The organism is Streptomyces sp. NPDC051214 (assembly GCF_040682375.1).
Lineage (GTDB): Bacteria > Actinomycetota > Actinomycetes > Streptomycetales > Streptomycetaceae > Streptomyces.
The window spans coordinates 56,057-71,661 of the sequence record NZ_JBFBAT010000006.1 but is presented as its reverse complement, the minus strand read 5'-3'; the positions used below and the strand labels follow the sequence as shown (position 1 = coordinate 71,661).

General features: G+C 70.4%; 12 protein-coding genes and 1 pseudogene. 4 read left to right on the top strand and 9 right to left on the bottom strand.

From position 1 onward, the window contains the following. Nucleotides 1-66 precede the first annotated feature (66 nt). The 5 genes from AB0M70_RS16915 to AB0M70_RS16895 form a co-directional block, all read right to left on the bottom strand. Nucleotides 67-1,152, bottom strand: a complete 1,086-nt coding sequence (locus tag AB0M70_RS16915) for a S1 family peptidase (RefSeq protein WP_365820752.1) — start codon at nucleotides 1,150-1,152, stop codon at nucleotides 67-69. Between the two features lie 275 nt (nucleotides 1,153-1,427). Beyond that, nucleotides 1,428-2,363 carry a slipin family protein gene (locus AB0M70_RS16910; RefSeq protein ID WP_365820751.1) on the bottom strand — a complete coding sequence of 312 codons (936 nt, stop codon included), beginning with the start codon at nucleotides 2,361-2,363 and terminating at the stop codon, nucleotides 1,428-1,430. Between the two features lie 179 nt (nucleotides 2,364-2,542). After that, the gene (locus AB0M70_RS16905; protein WP_365820750.1) at nucleotides 2,543-3,442 is read right to left on the bottom strand and encodes a S1 family peptidase; all 900 of its coding nucleotides are present in this window, start codon (nucleotides 3,440-3,442) and stop codon (nucleotides 2,543-2,545) included. A gap of 254 nt (nucleotides 3,443-3,696) precedes the next feature. Then, complete coding sequence (locus AB0M70_RS16900) at nucleotides 3,697-4,515, bottom strand: DUF1684 domain-containing protein (protein ID WP_365820749.1); 819 nt, start codon at nucleotides 4,513-4,515, stop codon at nucleotides 3,697-3,699. 76 nt (nucleotides 4,516-4,591) lie between these two features. Next, on the bottom strand, nucleotides 4,592-5,881 hold the full coding sequence (locus AB0M70_RS16895; RefSeq protein ID WP_365820748.1) for a DUF5685 family protein: 1,290 nt from the start codon (nucleotides 5,879-5,881) through the stop codon (nucleotides 4,592-4,594). A 289-nt stretch (nucleotides 5,882-6,170) separates the two neighbouring features. On the opposite strand from AB0M70_RS16895, the gene AB0M70_RS16890 reads away from it, so the two are divergent. Then, nucleotides 6,171-6,614: a cell division protein SepF gene (locus AB0M70_RS16890; protein ID WP_160504177.1), complete on the top strand. Its 444-nt coding sequence runs from the start codon at nucleotides 6,171-6,173 to the stop codon at nucleotides 6,612-6,614. Between the two features lie 13 nt (nucleotides 6,615-6,627). Here AB0M70_RS16890 and AB0M70_RS16885 read toward each other — a convergent pair whose 3' ends face one another. Both AB0M70_RS16885 and AB0M70_RS16880 read right to left on the bottom strand, forming a co-directional pair. Next, nucleotides 6,628-7,824: an acyl-CoA dehydrogenase family protein gene (locus AB0M70_RS16885; RefSeq protein WP_365820747.1), complete on the bottom strand. Its 1,197-nt coding sequence runs from the start codon at nucleotides 7,822-7,824 to the stop codon at nucleotides 6,628-6,630. A 113-nt stretch (nucleotides 7,825-7,937) separates the two neighbouring features. Further along, on the bottom strand, nucleotides 7,938-9,563 hold the full coding sequence (locus tag AB0M70_RS16880) for an MFS transporter (protein WP_365820746.1): 1,626 nt from the start codon (nucleotides 9,561-9,563) through the stop codon (nucleotides 7,938-7,940). Nucleotides 9,564-9,794: 231 nt separating this feature from the next. Between AB0M70_RS16880 and AB0M70_RS16875 the strand changes: the two genes are divergently transcribed. Together AB0M70_RS16875 and AB0M70_RS16870 are read left to right on the top strand one after the other, a co-directional pair. Further along, entirely contained in the window at nucleotides 9,795-10,955 is a 1,161-nt protein-coding gene (locus AB0M70_RS16875) for a glycosyltransferase family 39 protein (protein WP_365820745.1), read from the top strand. Between the two features lie 237 nt (nucleotides 10,956-11,192). Beyond that, nucleotides 11,193-12,206: a phosphatase PAP2 family protein gene (locus AB0M70_RS16870; protein WP_365820744.1), complete on the top strand. Its 1,014-nt coding sequence runs from the start codon at nucleotides 11,193-11,195 to the stop codon at nucleotides 12,204-12,206. 111 nt (nucleotides 12,207-12,317) lie between these two features. Here the strand turns inward: AB0M70_RS16870 and AB0M70_RS16865 are convergent, their stop codons facing one another. Then, nucleotides 12,318-12,533, bottom strand: coding sequence for an I78 family peptidase inhibitor (locus AB0M70_RS16865; RefSeq protein WP_365820743.1), 216 nt, complete (start codon nucleotides 12,531-12,533; stop codon nucleotides 12,318-12,320). Nucleotides 12,534-12,951: 418 nt separating this feature from the next. On the opposite strand from AB0M70_RS16865, the pseudogene ctaD reads away from it, so the two are divergent. Continuing rightward, a pseudogene (ctaD, locus tag AB0M70_RS16860) lies at nucleotides 12,952-14,586 on the top strand (cytochrome c oxidase subunit I); the annotation flags it as partial. Here ctaD and AB0M70_RS16855 read toward each other — a convergent pair. Then, complete coding sequence (locus tag AB0M70_RS16855) at nucleotides 14,525-15,595, bottom strand: YafY family protein (RefSeq protein ID WP_365820742.1); 1,071 nt, start codon at nucleotides 15,593-15,595, stop codon at nucleotides 14,525-14,527. The pseudogene ctaD and the gene AB0M70_RS16855 overlap by 62 nt on opposite strands. Nucleotides 15,596-15,605 lie beyond the last annotated feature (10 nt).

Genomic DNA, 15,605 nt, shown 5'->3' with positions numbered 1-15,605 from the left:
CCCGCAGAGGGGCCGGACCCCCAAAGAGGTCCGGCCCCAACCCTGCCCATTACTCCCGGCCGCGATTTAGCCGATCTCCGCGCCGAAGGCGCTCAGCGCTTCGGGCACCGGCTGGAAGAACGTCTCCCCGCCGGCGCTGCAGTCGCCGCTGCCGCCGGAGGTGAGACCCAGCGCGGTGTCCCCCGCGAAGAGGGCGCCGCCGCTGTCACCGGGCTCGGCGCAGACATCGGTCTGGATGAGTCCGTTGACGATGTCGCCGTTGCCGTAGTTCACGGTGGCGTCGAGACCGGTGACCGTGCCGTCGTGCAGCTGCGTGGTCGAGCCGCTGCGCTGCACCTTCTGGCCGACGGTCGCGTCGCCCGCCTTGGTGATGGCCTGCGACGAGCCGTTGTAGAGGTTCACCTCGCTCGGGTGCGCGGTGTCGCCGCTGTACTTGACGATGCCGTAGTCGTTGTCCGGGAAGCTGGAGCCCGCGTTCTCACCGATGACAGGCCCGCCCTGCTCCTCGGACCAGCTGGTGATCGACTCGGTGCAGTGGCCCGCGGTCAGGAAGTGCGGGGCACCGTCCTTGACCACGTTGAAGCCGAGCGAGCAGCGGCCGCCGCCACCCCAGATGGCGTCGCCACCTGCGATGAAGGGCTTGAACTCCCCCTTGCTGCGCTGGAGTTCGGCCTTGGAGCCGAGCCCCTTCACGACCGCGCCGAGCTTGTCGAGGTCGGCGCTCTTGACCGTGCGGTCCGCCGTGACGACGACCTTGTTGGTGGCCGGGTCGACCGCCCACGAGGTGCCGGGGATGGACGCCTTGTCGCTCAGCGTCGTACGGGCGCTCTTCAGCTCGGCCAGCGAGTTCTCGACGACTCTCGCCTTGGCTCCCGCCGACTCGACGGCGTCGGCCGCGCTCTGGTCGAGGACGTTCACGACGAGGTTCTTGGCCTTGGCGTCGTAGTACGAGCCTGCCGCGTCCAGACCGAGGTCCTTGCCGAGGGTCGAGGCGAGCTTTCCGGCCTTCGCGACCGAGAGGGTGTCCGGCGTGGGGGTCGGGGCACTCTCACTGGCGTTCGCAGTCTGGAAGGTGATTCCGGCGGCGATCAGTGCGGTGATGCCCGCACCTGCCACGGCGGCACGTCGCTTGGATATGCGTCGGTGCTTCAACTCACGTCCTCCTGTGGGGGGTCGGCCCGTTCGGTGTGGGGACCTGGGGGCCGGAAGGCGTACCGGCACGGAGACGCACACGCTGCGAAAGCCGCGTCCATGCCAAGGGGTGCGGCCCACTATCCCGATGTCGCCAGGTAGCACACAAGGTCTACTTCAGGACGCGCACGCGACAAACACCGTGCGCCCCCCTGGTCTTCACCGGCGCCGGTCTCACCACGTCGGTTCCCGCTGCAAACACCGCCTGCGAGCGAGTGATCGGCAGCGGGTAAGGACTAGTCCTGTCCGGTTTTCGACGCTCCTGGCGCGTCCCGTTCACCGGCTTCTGGATCCGGAGCACCGAAATCCGGCAGCGCGACGACGGGAGATTCGGTCACCGCGGCGGGTGCTTCGGCGACCGTGACGGGAGGCTCGCCCCCGGTCGCGGCCGGCTGCTGTGCCGGCTGCTGCGCCTGCTGGGCCCGCTCCAGGAAACGCAGGAGTTCCACGGGGAAAGGCAGGACGAGGGTCGAGTTCTTCTCGGCGGCGACGGCCACCACGGTCTGGAGCAGCCGCAGTTGCAGCGCGGCCGGCTCCTCCGACATCTGGTGCGCCGCCTCGGCCAGCTTCTTGGAGGCCTGCAGCTCGGCGTCCGCGTTGATCACGCGGGCCCGCCGCTCGCGGTCGGCCTCGGCCTGCCGCGCCATGGAGCGTTTCATCGTCTCGGGGAGGGACACGTCCTTGATCTCGACGCGGTCGATCTGCACGCCCCACCCGACCGCGGGAGAGTCGATCATCAGCTCCAGGCCCTGGTTGAGCTTCTCCCTGTTGGAGAGCAGATCGTCCAGATCGCTCTTGCCGATGATCGAACGCAGCGACGTCTGCGCCATCTGCGAGACCGCGAAGCGGTAGTCCTCCACCTGGATGACGGCCTCGGTCGCGTCGATCACCTTGAAGTAGATGACCGCGTCCACGCGCACCGTGACGTTGTCCCGGGTGATGCCGTCCTGCGCCGGGACCGGCATCGTGACGATCTGCATGTTCACTTTGCGGAGCCGGTCCACGAACGGCACGATCATCGTGAATCCGGGGCTGCGCACCGAACGCTGCAGCTTCCCGAGCCGGAGCACCACGCCCCGTTCGTACTGTTTGACCACACGCGCCGCGACCATCACATAGACCGCTCCGGCACATCCGACGGCCACTCCCGCCGCCACCAGCTCCTCGACCATGCCGGCCCCCAGGGTCCGAATTGGGCGTGTTGGGCGTGCACTTCGAAGGTAGCGCCGCGGGGCGCACAAAGGGAGACGGGAGACAGGAGAGAGCCCCCGCCCGGACTGCCGGACGGGGGCTCTCCTCAGCTGCTGGCTGCGAACTGGCCGTACACGAGGTCAGTGACCCACGTGGTGGATCAGTAGACGCTCACGCCGTACCGGCTCAGTGCCTCGGTGACCGGCTGGAAGAAGGTCGTGCCGCCCGAGGAGCAGTTGCCGCTGCCGCCCGAGGTGAGGCCAAGGGCCTTGGACCCCGCGTAGAGCGGACCGCCGCTGTCGCCGGGCTCGGCGCAGACCGTGGTCTTGATCATGCCGTAGACGATGTCACCGCCGCCGTAGTTGACGGTCGCGTTCAGGCCGGTGACCCTGCCGCTGTGGGTGCCGGTGGTGGAGCCGCGCCGGGTCACGGTCTGGCCCACGGTGGGGTTGCCCGCGCTGGTGATGTCCTGGCTGCCGACCGTGCCCGACTTGGTGACACCGGCGTTGGTGTACCTGACGATGCCGTAGTCGTTGGTCGGGAAGCTGGAGCCGTGCGTGGTCCCGAGCACCGTGGTCTTCGCGGAGTTGGACCACCAGGTGCCCGCACCGTCGGTGCAGTGACCGGCGGTGAGGAAGTAGTAGGTGCTGCCGCTGCGGACGTTGAAGCCGAGCGAGCAGCGCCAGCTCGACGCGTAGATCGCGTCGCCGCCGGAGATCAGCTTGCTGAACTTGCCGGGAGTGCGTTCGACCTTGAGGGCGCCCGCGTTGCCGCCCGCCGCCTCCTTGATCTTGGCGATCTCGGCCTTGGAGACGGTGCTGTCGGCGGTGACGACCAGCCGGTTCGTCGCCTTGTCGACGCTCCATGCGGTGCCTGCGACATCCGCGTCGAGCACCGCGTCGCTCGCCTTGGTGAGCTGCGCCGAGCTGAAGGTGGTGACGTCATTGGCGTTCGCAGCGGGGACGGCGAGCGCGCCGGCGGCCACGAGTCCGGTGGCCACGGCGAGCAGACGAGTACGTCTCGCTATGCCGCTGCGGGGGGTGGTGCGCTTGTTCCTCACTTGTTGTTCCTCCCGAGGGGAAGTCAGTGGGCCCGGTGGGTTGGGGCCCGTGAGGCGCAGCCAATGGACAAGAGGCAAGCCGGATTCCGGTTACGCCGTGCCCCTGACAAGCGCTGCTCGGGAGTATTCGGGCCACGGACACCGCGCACAAGGGCGCCTTTCGGCCGTCGGCGGGGTGCACGGCGACGGCCCCGACGGCTGACATGTCTGTCGTACGCCACCGGGGCTCGGCCCATCGGCCTGCCTCTGACGGGTCAGCCGCCGAGCAGGTTCCGCTCTCCCGCGGCGATGTCGGCGTCGAGGGTGTTCCCCGGGGGCGGGAAGGGGCAGATGAAGTGGTCGGCGAAGGCGCACGGGGGCAGAAGCGCGCGGTTGAGGTCCACCGTCGTGCGCCCTTCCGCGTCCGGAGCGGCGGGCCGCAGGAACCGGAACCGGTAGCTGGAGACCCCGCTGCTCGCGTCGGCGAAGACCGCCCAGAGCGAGCCGTCGCCCTCCACCGATACCTGGAGCGTGTGGTTCTTTCCGGCCAGGTCGAAGGCCAGCTCACCGCCGAGACCGAGCCCCCGCTCCACCCCGTCCGCGTTGCCGACCCGGACGGTGCGCACCCCGTCGATGGTGCTCTCGGCGGCGTACGGCGTGAACCGCCCCGGCACCGCCCAGCGGCCGTCGTACTCCGTGGCCTCGATGCCCTGGAAGGCGCGGCGCGTGGCGGACTCCGGGTCGAAGTCGCGTACCGCCCACAGGCCTTCGCGGCGCAGCACGACCAGGCGGCGGTCGCCGTACCCGACGCGGGCCTCGGCGACCGGGCCGGGGTCGGCGGTGAGGCGGGCCTCGCCGCTGAACGGCTGCCCGTCCAGGGTGAGCCCGTCCCCTGCCCCGGCGGTCAGGACGATCTCGTCGCCCGCCTCGGTCCAGCGCCCGGGGATGTCCGGAAGCGATCCATCCGGGTAATCGGCGAGCCAGTGGGTGCCGGTGAGGGAGAGCGGGCCGTAGGGCGCGGACACCGTCCGGGTCCGCTGCTCGTGCCAGTGCTTCCAGTCGCGTGCTGCGTCCGTCGATGCGTCCGTGGTCATGTGATCAACCCTTCCACACGGGCTCGCGAGAACCCGGACGGTCCCATCGGTCGCTGGACGGCCACATCGGTCGCGTCTACAGACCGCAGTCGCAGCAGGAGCAGCACTCGCAACAGGAGCAGCATCCGCTGTCGCCGCAGTTGGTGCAGCAGCCCTCCCGCTTCTTGCGGGACCAGGGGCCCTCGTACGAATCGGCGCAGCACAGCTTGCAGGTGCAGCAGAGCCCGATGGCGACCGCGCATCCCGCCCAGAAGCCGCGCTTGCCCGGCTTCGGCGGCTGCGGCTCGAACCCGGGCCCGCCCCCGAACCCACCGGGCCCACCCGGACCGCCGGGACCGACAGGGCCACCGGGACCGACCGGTCCACCGGGCACCCCGCCTCCGTACGGATTGCCGCCCCCGTACGGATTGCCGCTGCCGTAGGCCCCGCCCTGCTGGTCGTAGGGTCCGCCCGGCGGTGGTCCGAAGGAGCCGCCCTGATGGGCCGTCACCTCGTGGGTGTGTCCGCACGCGTCGGTCCCGAAGGCACGGTCCACCGACCGCCCCAGCTCGTGCGCGAGCAGCATGTGGGCGAGCTTGCCGTCGGTGAATTCGGCGTCGCGCAGCGCGAGGCGTATGCCGTGCAGGGCGTCGTCGGCGAGGCGACGGGCCTCGGCGAGGCCGGTGCCCGTGGCCGTCAGGGGGTTCCAGGCGCCCGACGCGGCGTCAGCTTCCTTGTCCTCCACGGCATCCAGGAGATGCGCGAGCCTGCCGAAGAGCCGCCCGGCCTCGGCAAGCGGCTCGGCGTTGCCCGGCCTGCCCGCGATGACGGCGGTGTGCGCGAAGGCGGCGGCGGTCGCGGTCTCGGTCGGCTCGGTGACCGTGAGCAGGGAGGTGCCGGGGCCCGCCAAGCCCTCGATGCCGACCTGCCGTTCGACGGCGTCGAGCAGGACCGCCGTGTCGAATCCCACGTCGGCGCCGGTGCGGGCGCCGGCCCGGTCCCAGCTCCGTGCGACCTTGCGGGCGGCGGCGGCCACCGGCCTGCGCGCCAAGAGGCCGTCCCCGTCCACGACGTGGTCGCGCACCTTCGCCGACGCGAGCACCAGCGAGACCGCGGCGGCGAGCCGCGCTCCCTCGCCCTGCGCGACGGACGCGGTGCGCATGCCGCGCAGCGGACAGGGGCCGGCGGTGCGACGCCAACCGGTCGACTTCTCGGCCTGAGCCTCCGTCAGAACCGAGATGATCAGGCCGTCGTAGTTCGTCACGACGCGGGCGAACTGCCCGTGATCACCGCGCAGCGCGAGGCAGAGACCGCAGAGGTGCGCCATCCATTGCGTTTTGAGCCCTTCGCCCAGACGATGGCTGCAGGGCCTGACGATTCCGAACATGCGACTCCCCCGTGAGCCTGTCTTCGATCAACTCGGGCATCGTATCGAGGGGTCCGTTCACCCGTACGCACCGGTCGTCACCCATACGCCGTGAGAAATCATATTTCACTCACTGTCAGCAGCCGTACACAGCCGCACCCTTGGGGAATCACGCGTCACGGCGTGTTGACTCTGCACCAGTACCGTCACGAAAACCCCGCGCGGCGACTATCCACTTGGCGCACTATCCGCATCATGGACGAACATGGGGACAGGGAACGCAGAAAGCCCGCTGTGAGAGGAGGCGTCCATGGGATCGGTGCGCAAGGCGAGTGCCTGGCTTGGCCTCGTCGACGACAACAACAATGACGAGCGTTACTACGACGGCTACGACGACGACGGGGCCGAGGGGCCCGGCGAAGCCTGGGTGACCGACCCGCGGGTGCGGGTGGTCGCCGAGGCCGCCGAAGAGGAAGGGCGCCGGATCGGGACCGTGACCCCGGACAGCTTCCGGGACGCGCGCGGCATCGGCGAGCTCTTCCGGGACGGCGTCCCGGTCATCATCAACCTCACGTCGATGGAGCCCGGCGACGCCAAGCGCGTCGTGGACTTCGCGGCGGGCCTGACCTTCGGACTGCGCGGCTCCATCGAGCGCGTGGCGACGCGGGTCTTCCTGCTCACCCCCGCCGACACGCACATCGTCAACGGGGAGGCCACGAGCCGTCCGACGGACGGTTTCTTCAACCAGAGCTAGCGGGCGAGGCCGCTCACCGGAAGGCGTCAAGGCCGGTGAGCGCCTTGCCCAACACGAGTTGATGCATCTCGACGGTGCCCTCATAGGTGAGCACCGACTCGAGATTCGTCGCATGCCGCATCACGGGGTACTCGAGCGAGATCCCGTTCGCACCCAGGATCGTCCGGGACGTGCGGCAGATCTCGATCGCCTCTCGCACGTTGTTGAGCTTGCCGAAGCTGACCTGTTCGGGACGGAGCCTGCCCGCGTCCAGGCGCCGGCCGAGGTGATGCGCGAGCAGGATGCCCTTGTGCAGCTCGACCGCCATGTCGGCGAGCTTGGCCTGGGTGAGCTGGAAGCCGCCGATGGGCCTGCCGAACTGCTCGCGGGTCCTGGAGTACGCGACGGCCGCCTCGAAGGAGGAGCGGGCGGCGCCCATGGCTCCCCAGACGATGCCGTAGCGCGCGTGGGAGAGACAGCTCAGCGGGCCCTTGAGCCCGGTGACCTCGGGGAGCACCGCGTCCTCGGGCAGCCGTACCTCGTCCATCACCAGCTCACTGGTGACGCTCGCCCGCAGCGACCACTTGTGCTTGATCTCGGGTGCCGAGAATCCGGGGGTCTCGGTGGGGACGACGAAGCCCCTGATCCCGTCGTCGGTGTGCGCCCAGACCACGGCGACCCCGGCCACCGAACCGTTGGTGATCCACATCTTGCGGCCGGTGAGCACCCAGTCGGTGCCGTCCTTCTTGGCGAAGGTGCGCATCGAGGCCGGGTCGGAGCCGTGGTCGGGCTCGGTCAGGCCGAAGCAGCCGATGATCTCGCCGGCGGCCATGCCGGGCAGCCAGCGCTGCTTCTGCTCCTCGGAGCCGAAGCGGTGGATGGCGTACATGGCCAGGGAGCCCTGCACGGAGACAAGCGAGCGGATGCCGGAGTCGGCGGCCTCCAGCTCCAGGCAGGCGAGCCCGTACTGGACGGAGCTCGCCCCGGCGCAGCCGTAGCCCTCCAGGGACATGCCGAGCGCGCCGATCGAGCCGAGCTCACGGGCGAGCTCGCGGATGCCGGGCAGCTCGCCCTTCTCGTACCAGTCGGCGATGTGCGGCAGGACGCGGTCGGCGGCCCAGGTGCGGACGGTCTCGCGGATCGCGAGGTCCTCCGGCTCCAGGAGGTCGTCGATGCCGAGGGGGTCGGCGGGGTCGAAGGGCGGCAGGGGCGTACGGCTGCGTGCGGACATCTCGGGCCTCCGGCGGCGCAAAAACTAGCAGCGGTAGTTACTTACGGCTCGCGTTGACGTTACCAAGGGCGGGCGAGTGGGGGAATTCCCCGGCCGAAGGCGTCAGAAGCACGTCAGCGGAGGGATTCCGCCGGGACCTCTGCCTCGCTCCGGGGCGCCGGAACCCCCTGCTCGGGCAGCTCCGCGGGCGCCCCGCACTCCATGGTCCGCGGCAGCTTCAGCGCCATCAGCGCGCCGAGCAGCAACAGCCCCGCGCTGACGAGCAGCGTCACGTGCAGCCCGTGCACGAAGGACTCGCGCGCCGCGACGCGCAGTGCCGCGCCCGCCCCGCCACCGAGGCCGGAAGCGACCTCGTACGCCTCGCCGAGCGAGTGGCTGGCAGCGGCGCTCTCCTTGGCGGGCACGCCCTGGACGGACGAGAGGCCCGGCGCGTACGCGGCGTTCATGACGCTGCCGAGCAGCGCGATGCCGATGCCGGCGCCCAGCTGGTAGGAGGTCTCGCCGATCGCGGCGGCGCCGCCCGCCTGCGCCTGGGGTGCCTCGCTGAGCATCGACTCGTACGAGCCGAAGAGCGTGGTCTGCAGGCCGAGGCCGAGCAGCACGAAGCTGAGGAGCAGCAGCGGGTCGTTGACCTCGTCGCCCAGGCCGGTGAGCACAAGGACGGCCACCGCGGTGAGGGTGAAGCCGCAGGCGACCATCGTGCGCGGGCCGAAGCGGTGCAGGAGCTTCGATCCGGCGAGGCCCGCGGCCATCGCGGCGACGGTGAGCGGCACGAGCCGCATGCCGGTCTCCAGCGGGGAGAGGCCGAGCACCAGCTGCAGATACTGCGCCGCGACCAGTTCGAGGCCCACCAGGGCGAGCATCGCGAGCACGATGCAGCCCAGCGAGGTGCTGAACGCGGGCCGGGCGAACATCGACAGGTCGATGAGCGGGTGCTCGCGCCGCCGCTGCCTGCGGACGAAGCCGACCAGGAGGGCCGCGCCCAGGAAGAACGAGAGGAGGGTGGTCATGCCGAACGGCGACTCGCCGCCGCCCGCCCGCTTCACCGCGAACACGATGCCGAAGAGGCCGCCCGCGGCCATCAGCGCGCCGACCACGTCCCACGGCCCGTCGCGGTCCCCCGTGGACTCGGGGAGCAGCAGGCGCCCGATGGGCAGGCTGACCAGCATCAGCGGGATGTTTATGAGGAAGACCGAGCCCCACCAGAAGTGCTCGAGGAGGAACCCGCCGAGCAGCGGGCCGCCCGCGGCGCCGATGCCGGCCACGGCGCTCCAGACGCCGATGGCGACGGCGCGCTCACGCCGGTCGGGGAAGACCTGGCGGAGGATCGAGAGGGTCGCGGGCATGATCATCGCGCCGCCGACGCCGAGCAGGGCGCGGGCCGCGATCAGCACCTGGGCGTTGTCCGCCATGGCCGCCACGGCCGAGGCCACGCCGAAGAGCGCGTACCCGAGGAGCAGGACCCGTCTACGGCCCACCCGGTCACCGAGGGTGCCGAAGAGGATGAGCAGCGAGGCGCAGACCAGCGGATAGACGTCCACGATCCACAGCAGCTCGATGCCACCGGGCTTCAGGTCCTCGGTGACGGCGGGCACCGCCACGTGCAGGACGGTGGCGTCGACGGCGACGAGCAACAGGCTTACGCAGAGGACGACGAGCACCAGCCAGCGGTTGGCGCCGCCCTGCGACCCGGGTACCCGACGGCCGGAAGGAGCGGTGGCCGTGGTTGAACCCGACATGTGCGATACCTCCCAGTGATCCCTCGCATCGGCGGCCCCGCGGGACGTGATCTCCCAGCTGGCGGCAACGAAAAGGCGAGTGAGCCGTCAGAGTACGCGAGTTCACGGCTGTGGCGCGTGGCGGACCTCTCACGGTTGAGCGGAGACGGTGTGGCATACGCCACGCTGCCCACGCATGGACCACGCCCCCGATCGTGTGGCCGGTTCCCGCCTGCGCCGATAATCGAGCCCGTGACCGACCTGGACCAACGCCCTCCCCCGCCGTCCATCGGCGCCCGTGCGGGCGCCGCGCTGCGCCGTGCGGCGCCCGCGCTGCTCGCCTATGCGGGGGTGCGCGCCCTGGGGCTCGCGGTGCTCGCCCTGTGGAGCGCGGCCGCGGGAAAGAGCGCCCACACGCTGCTCACCGCGCGCTGGGACTCGCTCTGGTACACCCGCGTCGCCGAGCACGGCTATGGCTGGGAGGTGACGCTCCCGGACGGCAGCGTCCACTCGAACCTCGCGTTCTTCCCGCTGCTCCCCTGGCTGGAGCGTCTCGTCTCGGCGATCAGCCCGTTGTCGTACGCCGACGCCGGCCTGGTGGTGAGCTGGCTCGCCTCGCTCTGCGCCGCCGCAGGGATCTTCGCGATCGCCGACCATCTGTACGGGCGCCGGGCCGGTGTCTGCGCGGTCGCGCTGTGGGCGGTGCTGCCGGTCGGCGTCGTGCAGTCGATGGCGTACAGCGAGTCACTGTTCACGGCGCTCGCGGCCTGGTCGCTGTACGCGGTGCTCACCGGCCGATGGGTGTGGGCGGGCGTGCTGGCCTCCTTCGCGGGCCTGACCCGGCCGGTCGGCGCGGCGGTGGTCGCCGCGATCTGGGCGACGGCCGCCGTCCGGCTGTACCGGGAGCGCAGGCCGGACCCGCGCGTGCTCCTCGGGGTGGTCCTCGCCCCGCTCGGCGCCGCGGGCTATGTCCTGTGGGTCGGCCATCGCACCGGCGACGGCGTCCTCGGCTATCTCGACGTACAAGCCGGCTGGGGCAACGGATTCGACTTCGGCTACGCCTTCGCCCGCTTCGTCGGCGACAAGTTCACCGGCCTCCCCGGGGCCCTCGCGGGGGTCGGCCTGATCGTCGGGGTCGCCCTGGTGGTCTGGCTGTACGTCATCGGCGTACGGCAGAAGCAGCCGCTGCCGCTCCTCGTGTACTGCGGGATCGTCGTGGCGCTCGCGCTGTGCGCCGCGGGCTATTTCGGCTCGAAGCCGCGCCTCCTGCTGCCCGCCTTCCCCCTGCTGCTTCCCCTCGCCGTGGCGCTCGCCGGGCTGCGTACGTCCAGGTCGGGGCCGGTTCTCGGGGCCGTGGCGGCGGCGAGCGCGGTCTACGGGGCGTTCTGGCTGAACGGCTCGGGTCCGCCATGATCGTTTACGAGGGCCCCGGTGAGCGTCCGGGAAATTCCGCACCAGCCCCCGGTGAACGAATTAATAAGGGCCATAAAACGGCCACGCCTTTGATCAACGAATTCGGTATAGGCCTGATCTCGGAATAGGGAAACCGCAGGAATAAACCCCCGTCTGAGATCAATGCCACATCACATCGTCATCACAAAGCCACTGATTCGGCCTAGTCCCGCACTCACTCGCTGTAACGTCGATTGGGTGCGTACCGAACGAAACCTCACCCGTCTGGACCGGGTCTTCGCCCGGCTCGACCGTGAGCCGGAACGACCGGCCGGCCTCGATCTGCCGAGGATGAGCAGGCACAGGATCGTGCTCTTCAGCGCGACCCTGGCCTTCTACCTCGCCATCGTGGTCGCCGTGCTGACCACGTCGTGGCTGGTGCGGTTCGACTGGCAGGTCATGTTCTTCCGGCCCTACCAGCAGTGGCCCGAGATCCACGCCTTCCTCGACTACTGGGTGGTCCTCGGCCAGCGCGGCCCGACCGCCGTGATGGTCGCGGCCTGGCTTGGCTGGCGCTCCTGGCGTCAGCACACGATCCGCCCGCTCCTGACGTTCGGCGCCGCCCTGCTGCTCCTGAACGTCACGGTCGGCGCCGCCAAGATCGGCATGGGCCGCCTCGGCCCGCACTACGCCACCACGATCGGCGCCAACGAAATGTGGCTCGGCGGCGATATATTCCCCTCCGGCCACACCGCCAACGCCGTCGTGACCTGGGGAATCCTGGCCTATATGGCCTCCACCCCGCGCACCCGCCGCTACTTGTCGGCGCTCTCGGCCGTGGTCTCCCTCAGCGTCGGCCTGACCACCGTGTACCTCGGCACCCACTGGCTGAGCGACGTCTTCCTCGGCTGGGCCGCGGGCCTGCTCGTGCTGCTCGCGCTGCCGTGGGTGGAGCCGCTGCTCACCCAGGTCGAGGGCTGGATCTTCAGCCTGCGGGACCTGTGGCGCTCCCGTCGCGCCGGCCTCGCGGGACCGGCGGCCCCCGCCCCGGCCAGAGTGCCGCAGCCCACGCCCGCACCGGCCGACGAGCCCCCGCTGCGCGAGCCGGTCGGCGCCGCGCGCCCCGCCCGCGCCCCGGCCTACCTCGCCCCGGGCCCGCACACACCGCGCTCCGAGCGCAGCCCGGTCACCCCGGCGGGCAGCCGCCGCCCGCCGCACTCCGAGCGCACCACACGCGCCGCCACGTCGCCCCGCCCCGTCGCGGGCGGCTAGCCCCAGGACAGCGGGGGCCGGTACGCACAACCCATCCCCCGCATCGCGAAGGCCCCGGTCCCGTCAAGGAACCGGGGCCTTTCGCCTGCCGTGCGCACGCCTGGCCGGGGGTCAGCCCTTCCAGCAGCGGACCACGACGCCTTCCTTGACCTCGAAGTTGAGCCGCCCCGCGAGGTACTCCATGGTGATCATCGCGCCCGGAGGCAACGACCTGACGGTGGACCAGCCACGCTCGCGGGCCTGCCGCTCGGCGCCGTCGGCCGCGAGACCGACGTAGGCGTCCAGGCTGTCCTGGGGTTCGGCGGGGGGAGTCGGGATAGGTGCCATGTCCGCCACGTTAGGCGGCGCGGCGCGGTCGCGGAAGGCCGTAGCCGGACACCATGCGTCACCGGTCCCTCTCCGGTCACGCTTCTGTCACAGGATCACGACGCCCGTTTCCCCTTAACTCCGTCACACGTACGGGCGGTTCCGGAGTTGTTCCCCTGCCATTAGCGGATATCCCGCGGGCCCTTCGAGAGGTCCCCGATACCACCTCTATAGCGCGCCGGACAGGTCACCGACCCGCCTTTTTCGCGCCCCCCTCCATTTCCGAATCCAGGGCGCCCGGCGAGAGGTGACGACGCATAGGGAATTCAAGATTCCAGCACAGCGGTCCCGTACGCCCCCTGTCGGAGCCGGGTGTGACGCGAGCATCATGGCGGGTGCTTCGAACAGGACCGGTGGCGTGACGGCGAAGGGGCGAGCGATGGGGACTGAGACCGCAAGCGCGGCGGCACCGCCGGTCCGGCAGAGGACCCCGGGCCGGGTGCTCGTGGACTGGCTGACCACCACCGACCACAAGAAGATCGGTCACCTGTACCTGATCACGTCGTTCGTGTTCTTCCTCGTCGCGGGCCTGCTTGCGCTGATGATGCGGGCCGAGCTGGCCCGTCCCGGGCTGCAGCTGATGACCAACGAGGAGTTCAACCAGGCGTTCACCATGCACGGCACGATCATGCTGTTGCTGTTCGCGACGCCGACGTTCGCGGGCTTCGCCAACGAGATCATGCCGCTGCAGATCGGCGCCCCGGACGTGGCCTTCCCCCGGCTCAACATGCTGTCGTACTGGCTGTTCCTCTTCGGCGGCCTGATGGTGCTCGGCTCGCTCCTGGTGCCCAGCGGCCCCGCCTCGTTCGGCTGGTTCGCCTACGCGCCGCTCAACAGCATGGAGCGGACACCGGGGGTGGGCGCCGACCTGTGGATCATGGGCCTGGCGCTCTCCGGGTTCGGCACGATCCTGGGCTCGGTGAACTTCCTGACGACCATCATCGGGATGCGCGCGCCCGGGATGACGATGTTCCGGATGCCCGTCTTCACCTGGAACGTGCTGTTCACCTCGATCCTGGTGCTGCTCGCGTTCCCCGTGCTCGCCGCCGCGCTGCTCGTCCTGGAGGCGGACCGGCGCTTCGGCTCCATGGTCTTCGCCTCGGAGAACGGCGGTGCGCTGCTGTGGCAGCACCTCTTCTGGTTCTTCGGGCATCCCGAGGTCTACATCATCGCGCTGCCGTTCTTCGGGATCATCTCCGAGATCATCCCGGTGTTCAGCAGGAAGCCGATCTTCGGCTATCTGCCCCTGATCGGCGCGACGATGGCCATCACCGGGCTCTCCGTCGTCGTGTGGGCGCACCACATGTTCGCGACGGGCGCGGTGCTCCTGCCCTTCTTCTCCTTCATGTCCTTCCTCATCGCGGTGCCCACGGGCGTGAAGTTCTTCAACTGGACGGGGACGATGCTCAAGGGGTCTTTGTCGTTCGAGACACCGATGCTGTGGTCGGTCGGCTTCCTGGTGAGCTTCCTCTTCGGCGGTCTCACCGGCGTCATCCTGGCCTCCCCGCCCCTCGACTTCCACGTCACCGACACGTACTTCGTCGTGGCGCACTTCCACTACGTCGTGTTCGGCACCGTCGTCTTCGCGACCTTCGGCGGCTTCTACTTCTGGTGGCCCAAGCTCACCGGGAAGATGCTCGACGAGAGACTCGGCAAGATGCACTTCTGGACGCTCTTCATCGGCTTCCACGTGACGTTCCTCGTCCAGCACTGGCTGGGCGCCGAGGGCATGCCGCGGCGCTACGCGGACTATCTGGCGGCGGACGGCTTCACGGCGCTCAACACCGTCTCGTCCATCGGGGCGTTCCTGCTCGGCATGTCCACGCTGCCGTTCCTCTACAACGTCTGGAAGACCGCCAAGTACGGCAAGAAGGTCGACGCCGACGACCCCTGGGGCTTCGGCCGCTCCCTGGAGTGGGCCACCGCCTGCCCGGCGCCGCGCCACAACTTCGTCACGCTGCCCCGGATCCGCTCCGAGTCCCCGGCGTTCGACCTGCATCATCCGGAGTACGCGGCGTTCCATCCGCCCCAGTCGCAGTATCCGGACCCGCAGACCGAACACCCCGGTCCAGGGCCCGGCTCAGGAGGTCCCTCGCCGAGCTGAGCCGCTCGGTGAAGTCCGCGGGCGCGACGACCTCGAACTCGAAGCCCATCAGGAGCACATGGATCACCATGACGTCCAAGCTCATGGCGCCCGTGCGCAGCAGGCAGCTCTGCTCGGTCTCGGCCTCCAGGGTGCCGTCCGACGGCGTGACGCGCTGGGCGGCCTCCTCCAGGGGCACCAGGAGCCGGAACACCGCATGGGCGGCATACCCACGGGTGGAGACGCCCTGGGAGACGTAGGCGGCGAGGTCGTCGGCGGGCGGGGTGCGCGGCGCGAAGCGCGGTCCGTGCGGCGGCCTCGGCGTGATGCGGTCCGCGCGGAACGTGCGCCAGGCGTCGCGGTCGACGTCCCAGGCGACGAGGTACCAGCGGTGTTCCGTGCAGACGATGCGGTGCGGTTCGACGGTGCGGCGGGTCGAACTGCCGCCGTGGTCGAGGTAGTCGAAGCGCAGGCGCTCCGCGTCCCGGCAGGCGTGGGCGAGTTCGGTCAGGACCGAGGGGTCGACGGCCTGCTGCCGCGGGGTCCGCAGCATGGGCACGGTGAACGCCGTCAGCGCCCCCACCCGGCGCCGCAGTCTGCTCGGCAGGACCTGCTCCAGCTTGGTCAGGGCGCGTACGGAGGTCTCACCGATGCCCCCGATGCCCTGCCCCGCGGCGGTGCGCAGGCCGACGGCCACCGCGACCGCCTCGTCGTCGTCCAGGAGCAGCGGGGGCAGCTCCGCGCCCGCGCCGAGCTGGTAGCCGCCGCCCGTGCCGGGGCTGGCGTTGACGGGGTAGCCGAGCTCGCGCAGGCGGTCCACGTCACGCCGTACGGTGCGCGGGGTGACGCCGAGCCGGTCGGCCAGGTCCGCGCCCGACCAGTCGCGGTGGGCCTGCAGCAGCGAGAGCAGGCGGAGCAGTCGTGCGGAGGTCTCCAACATGGGGCCGATT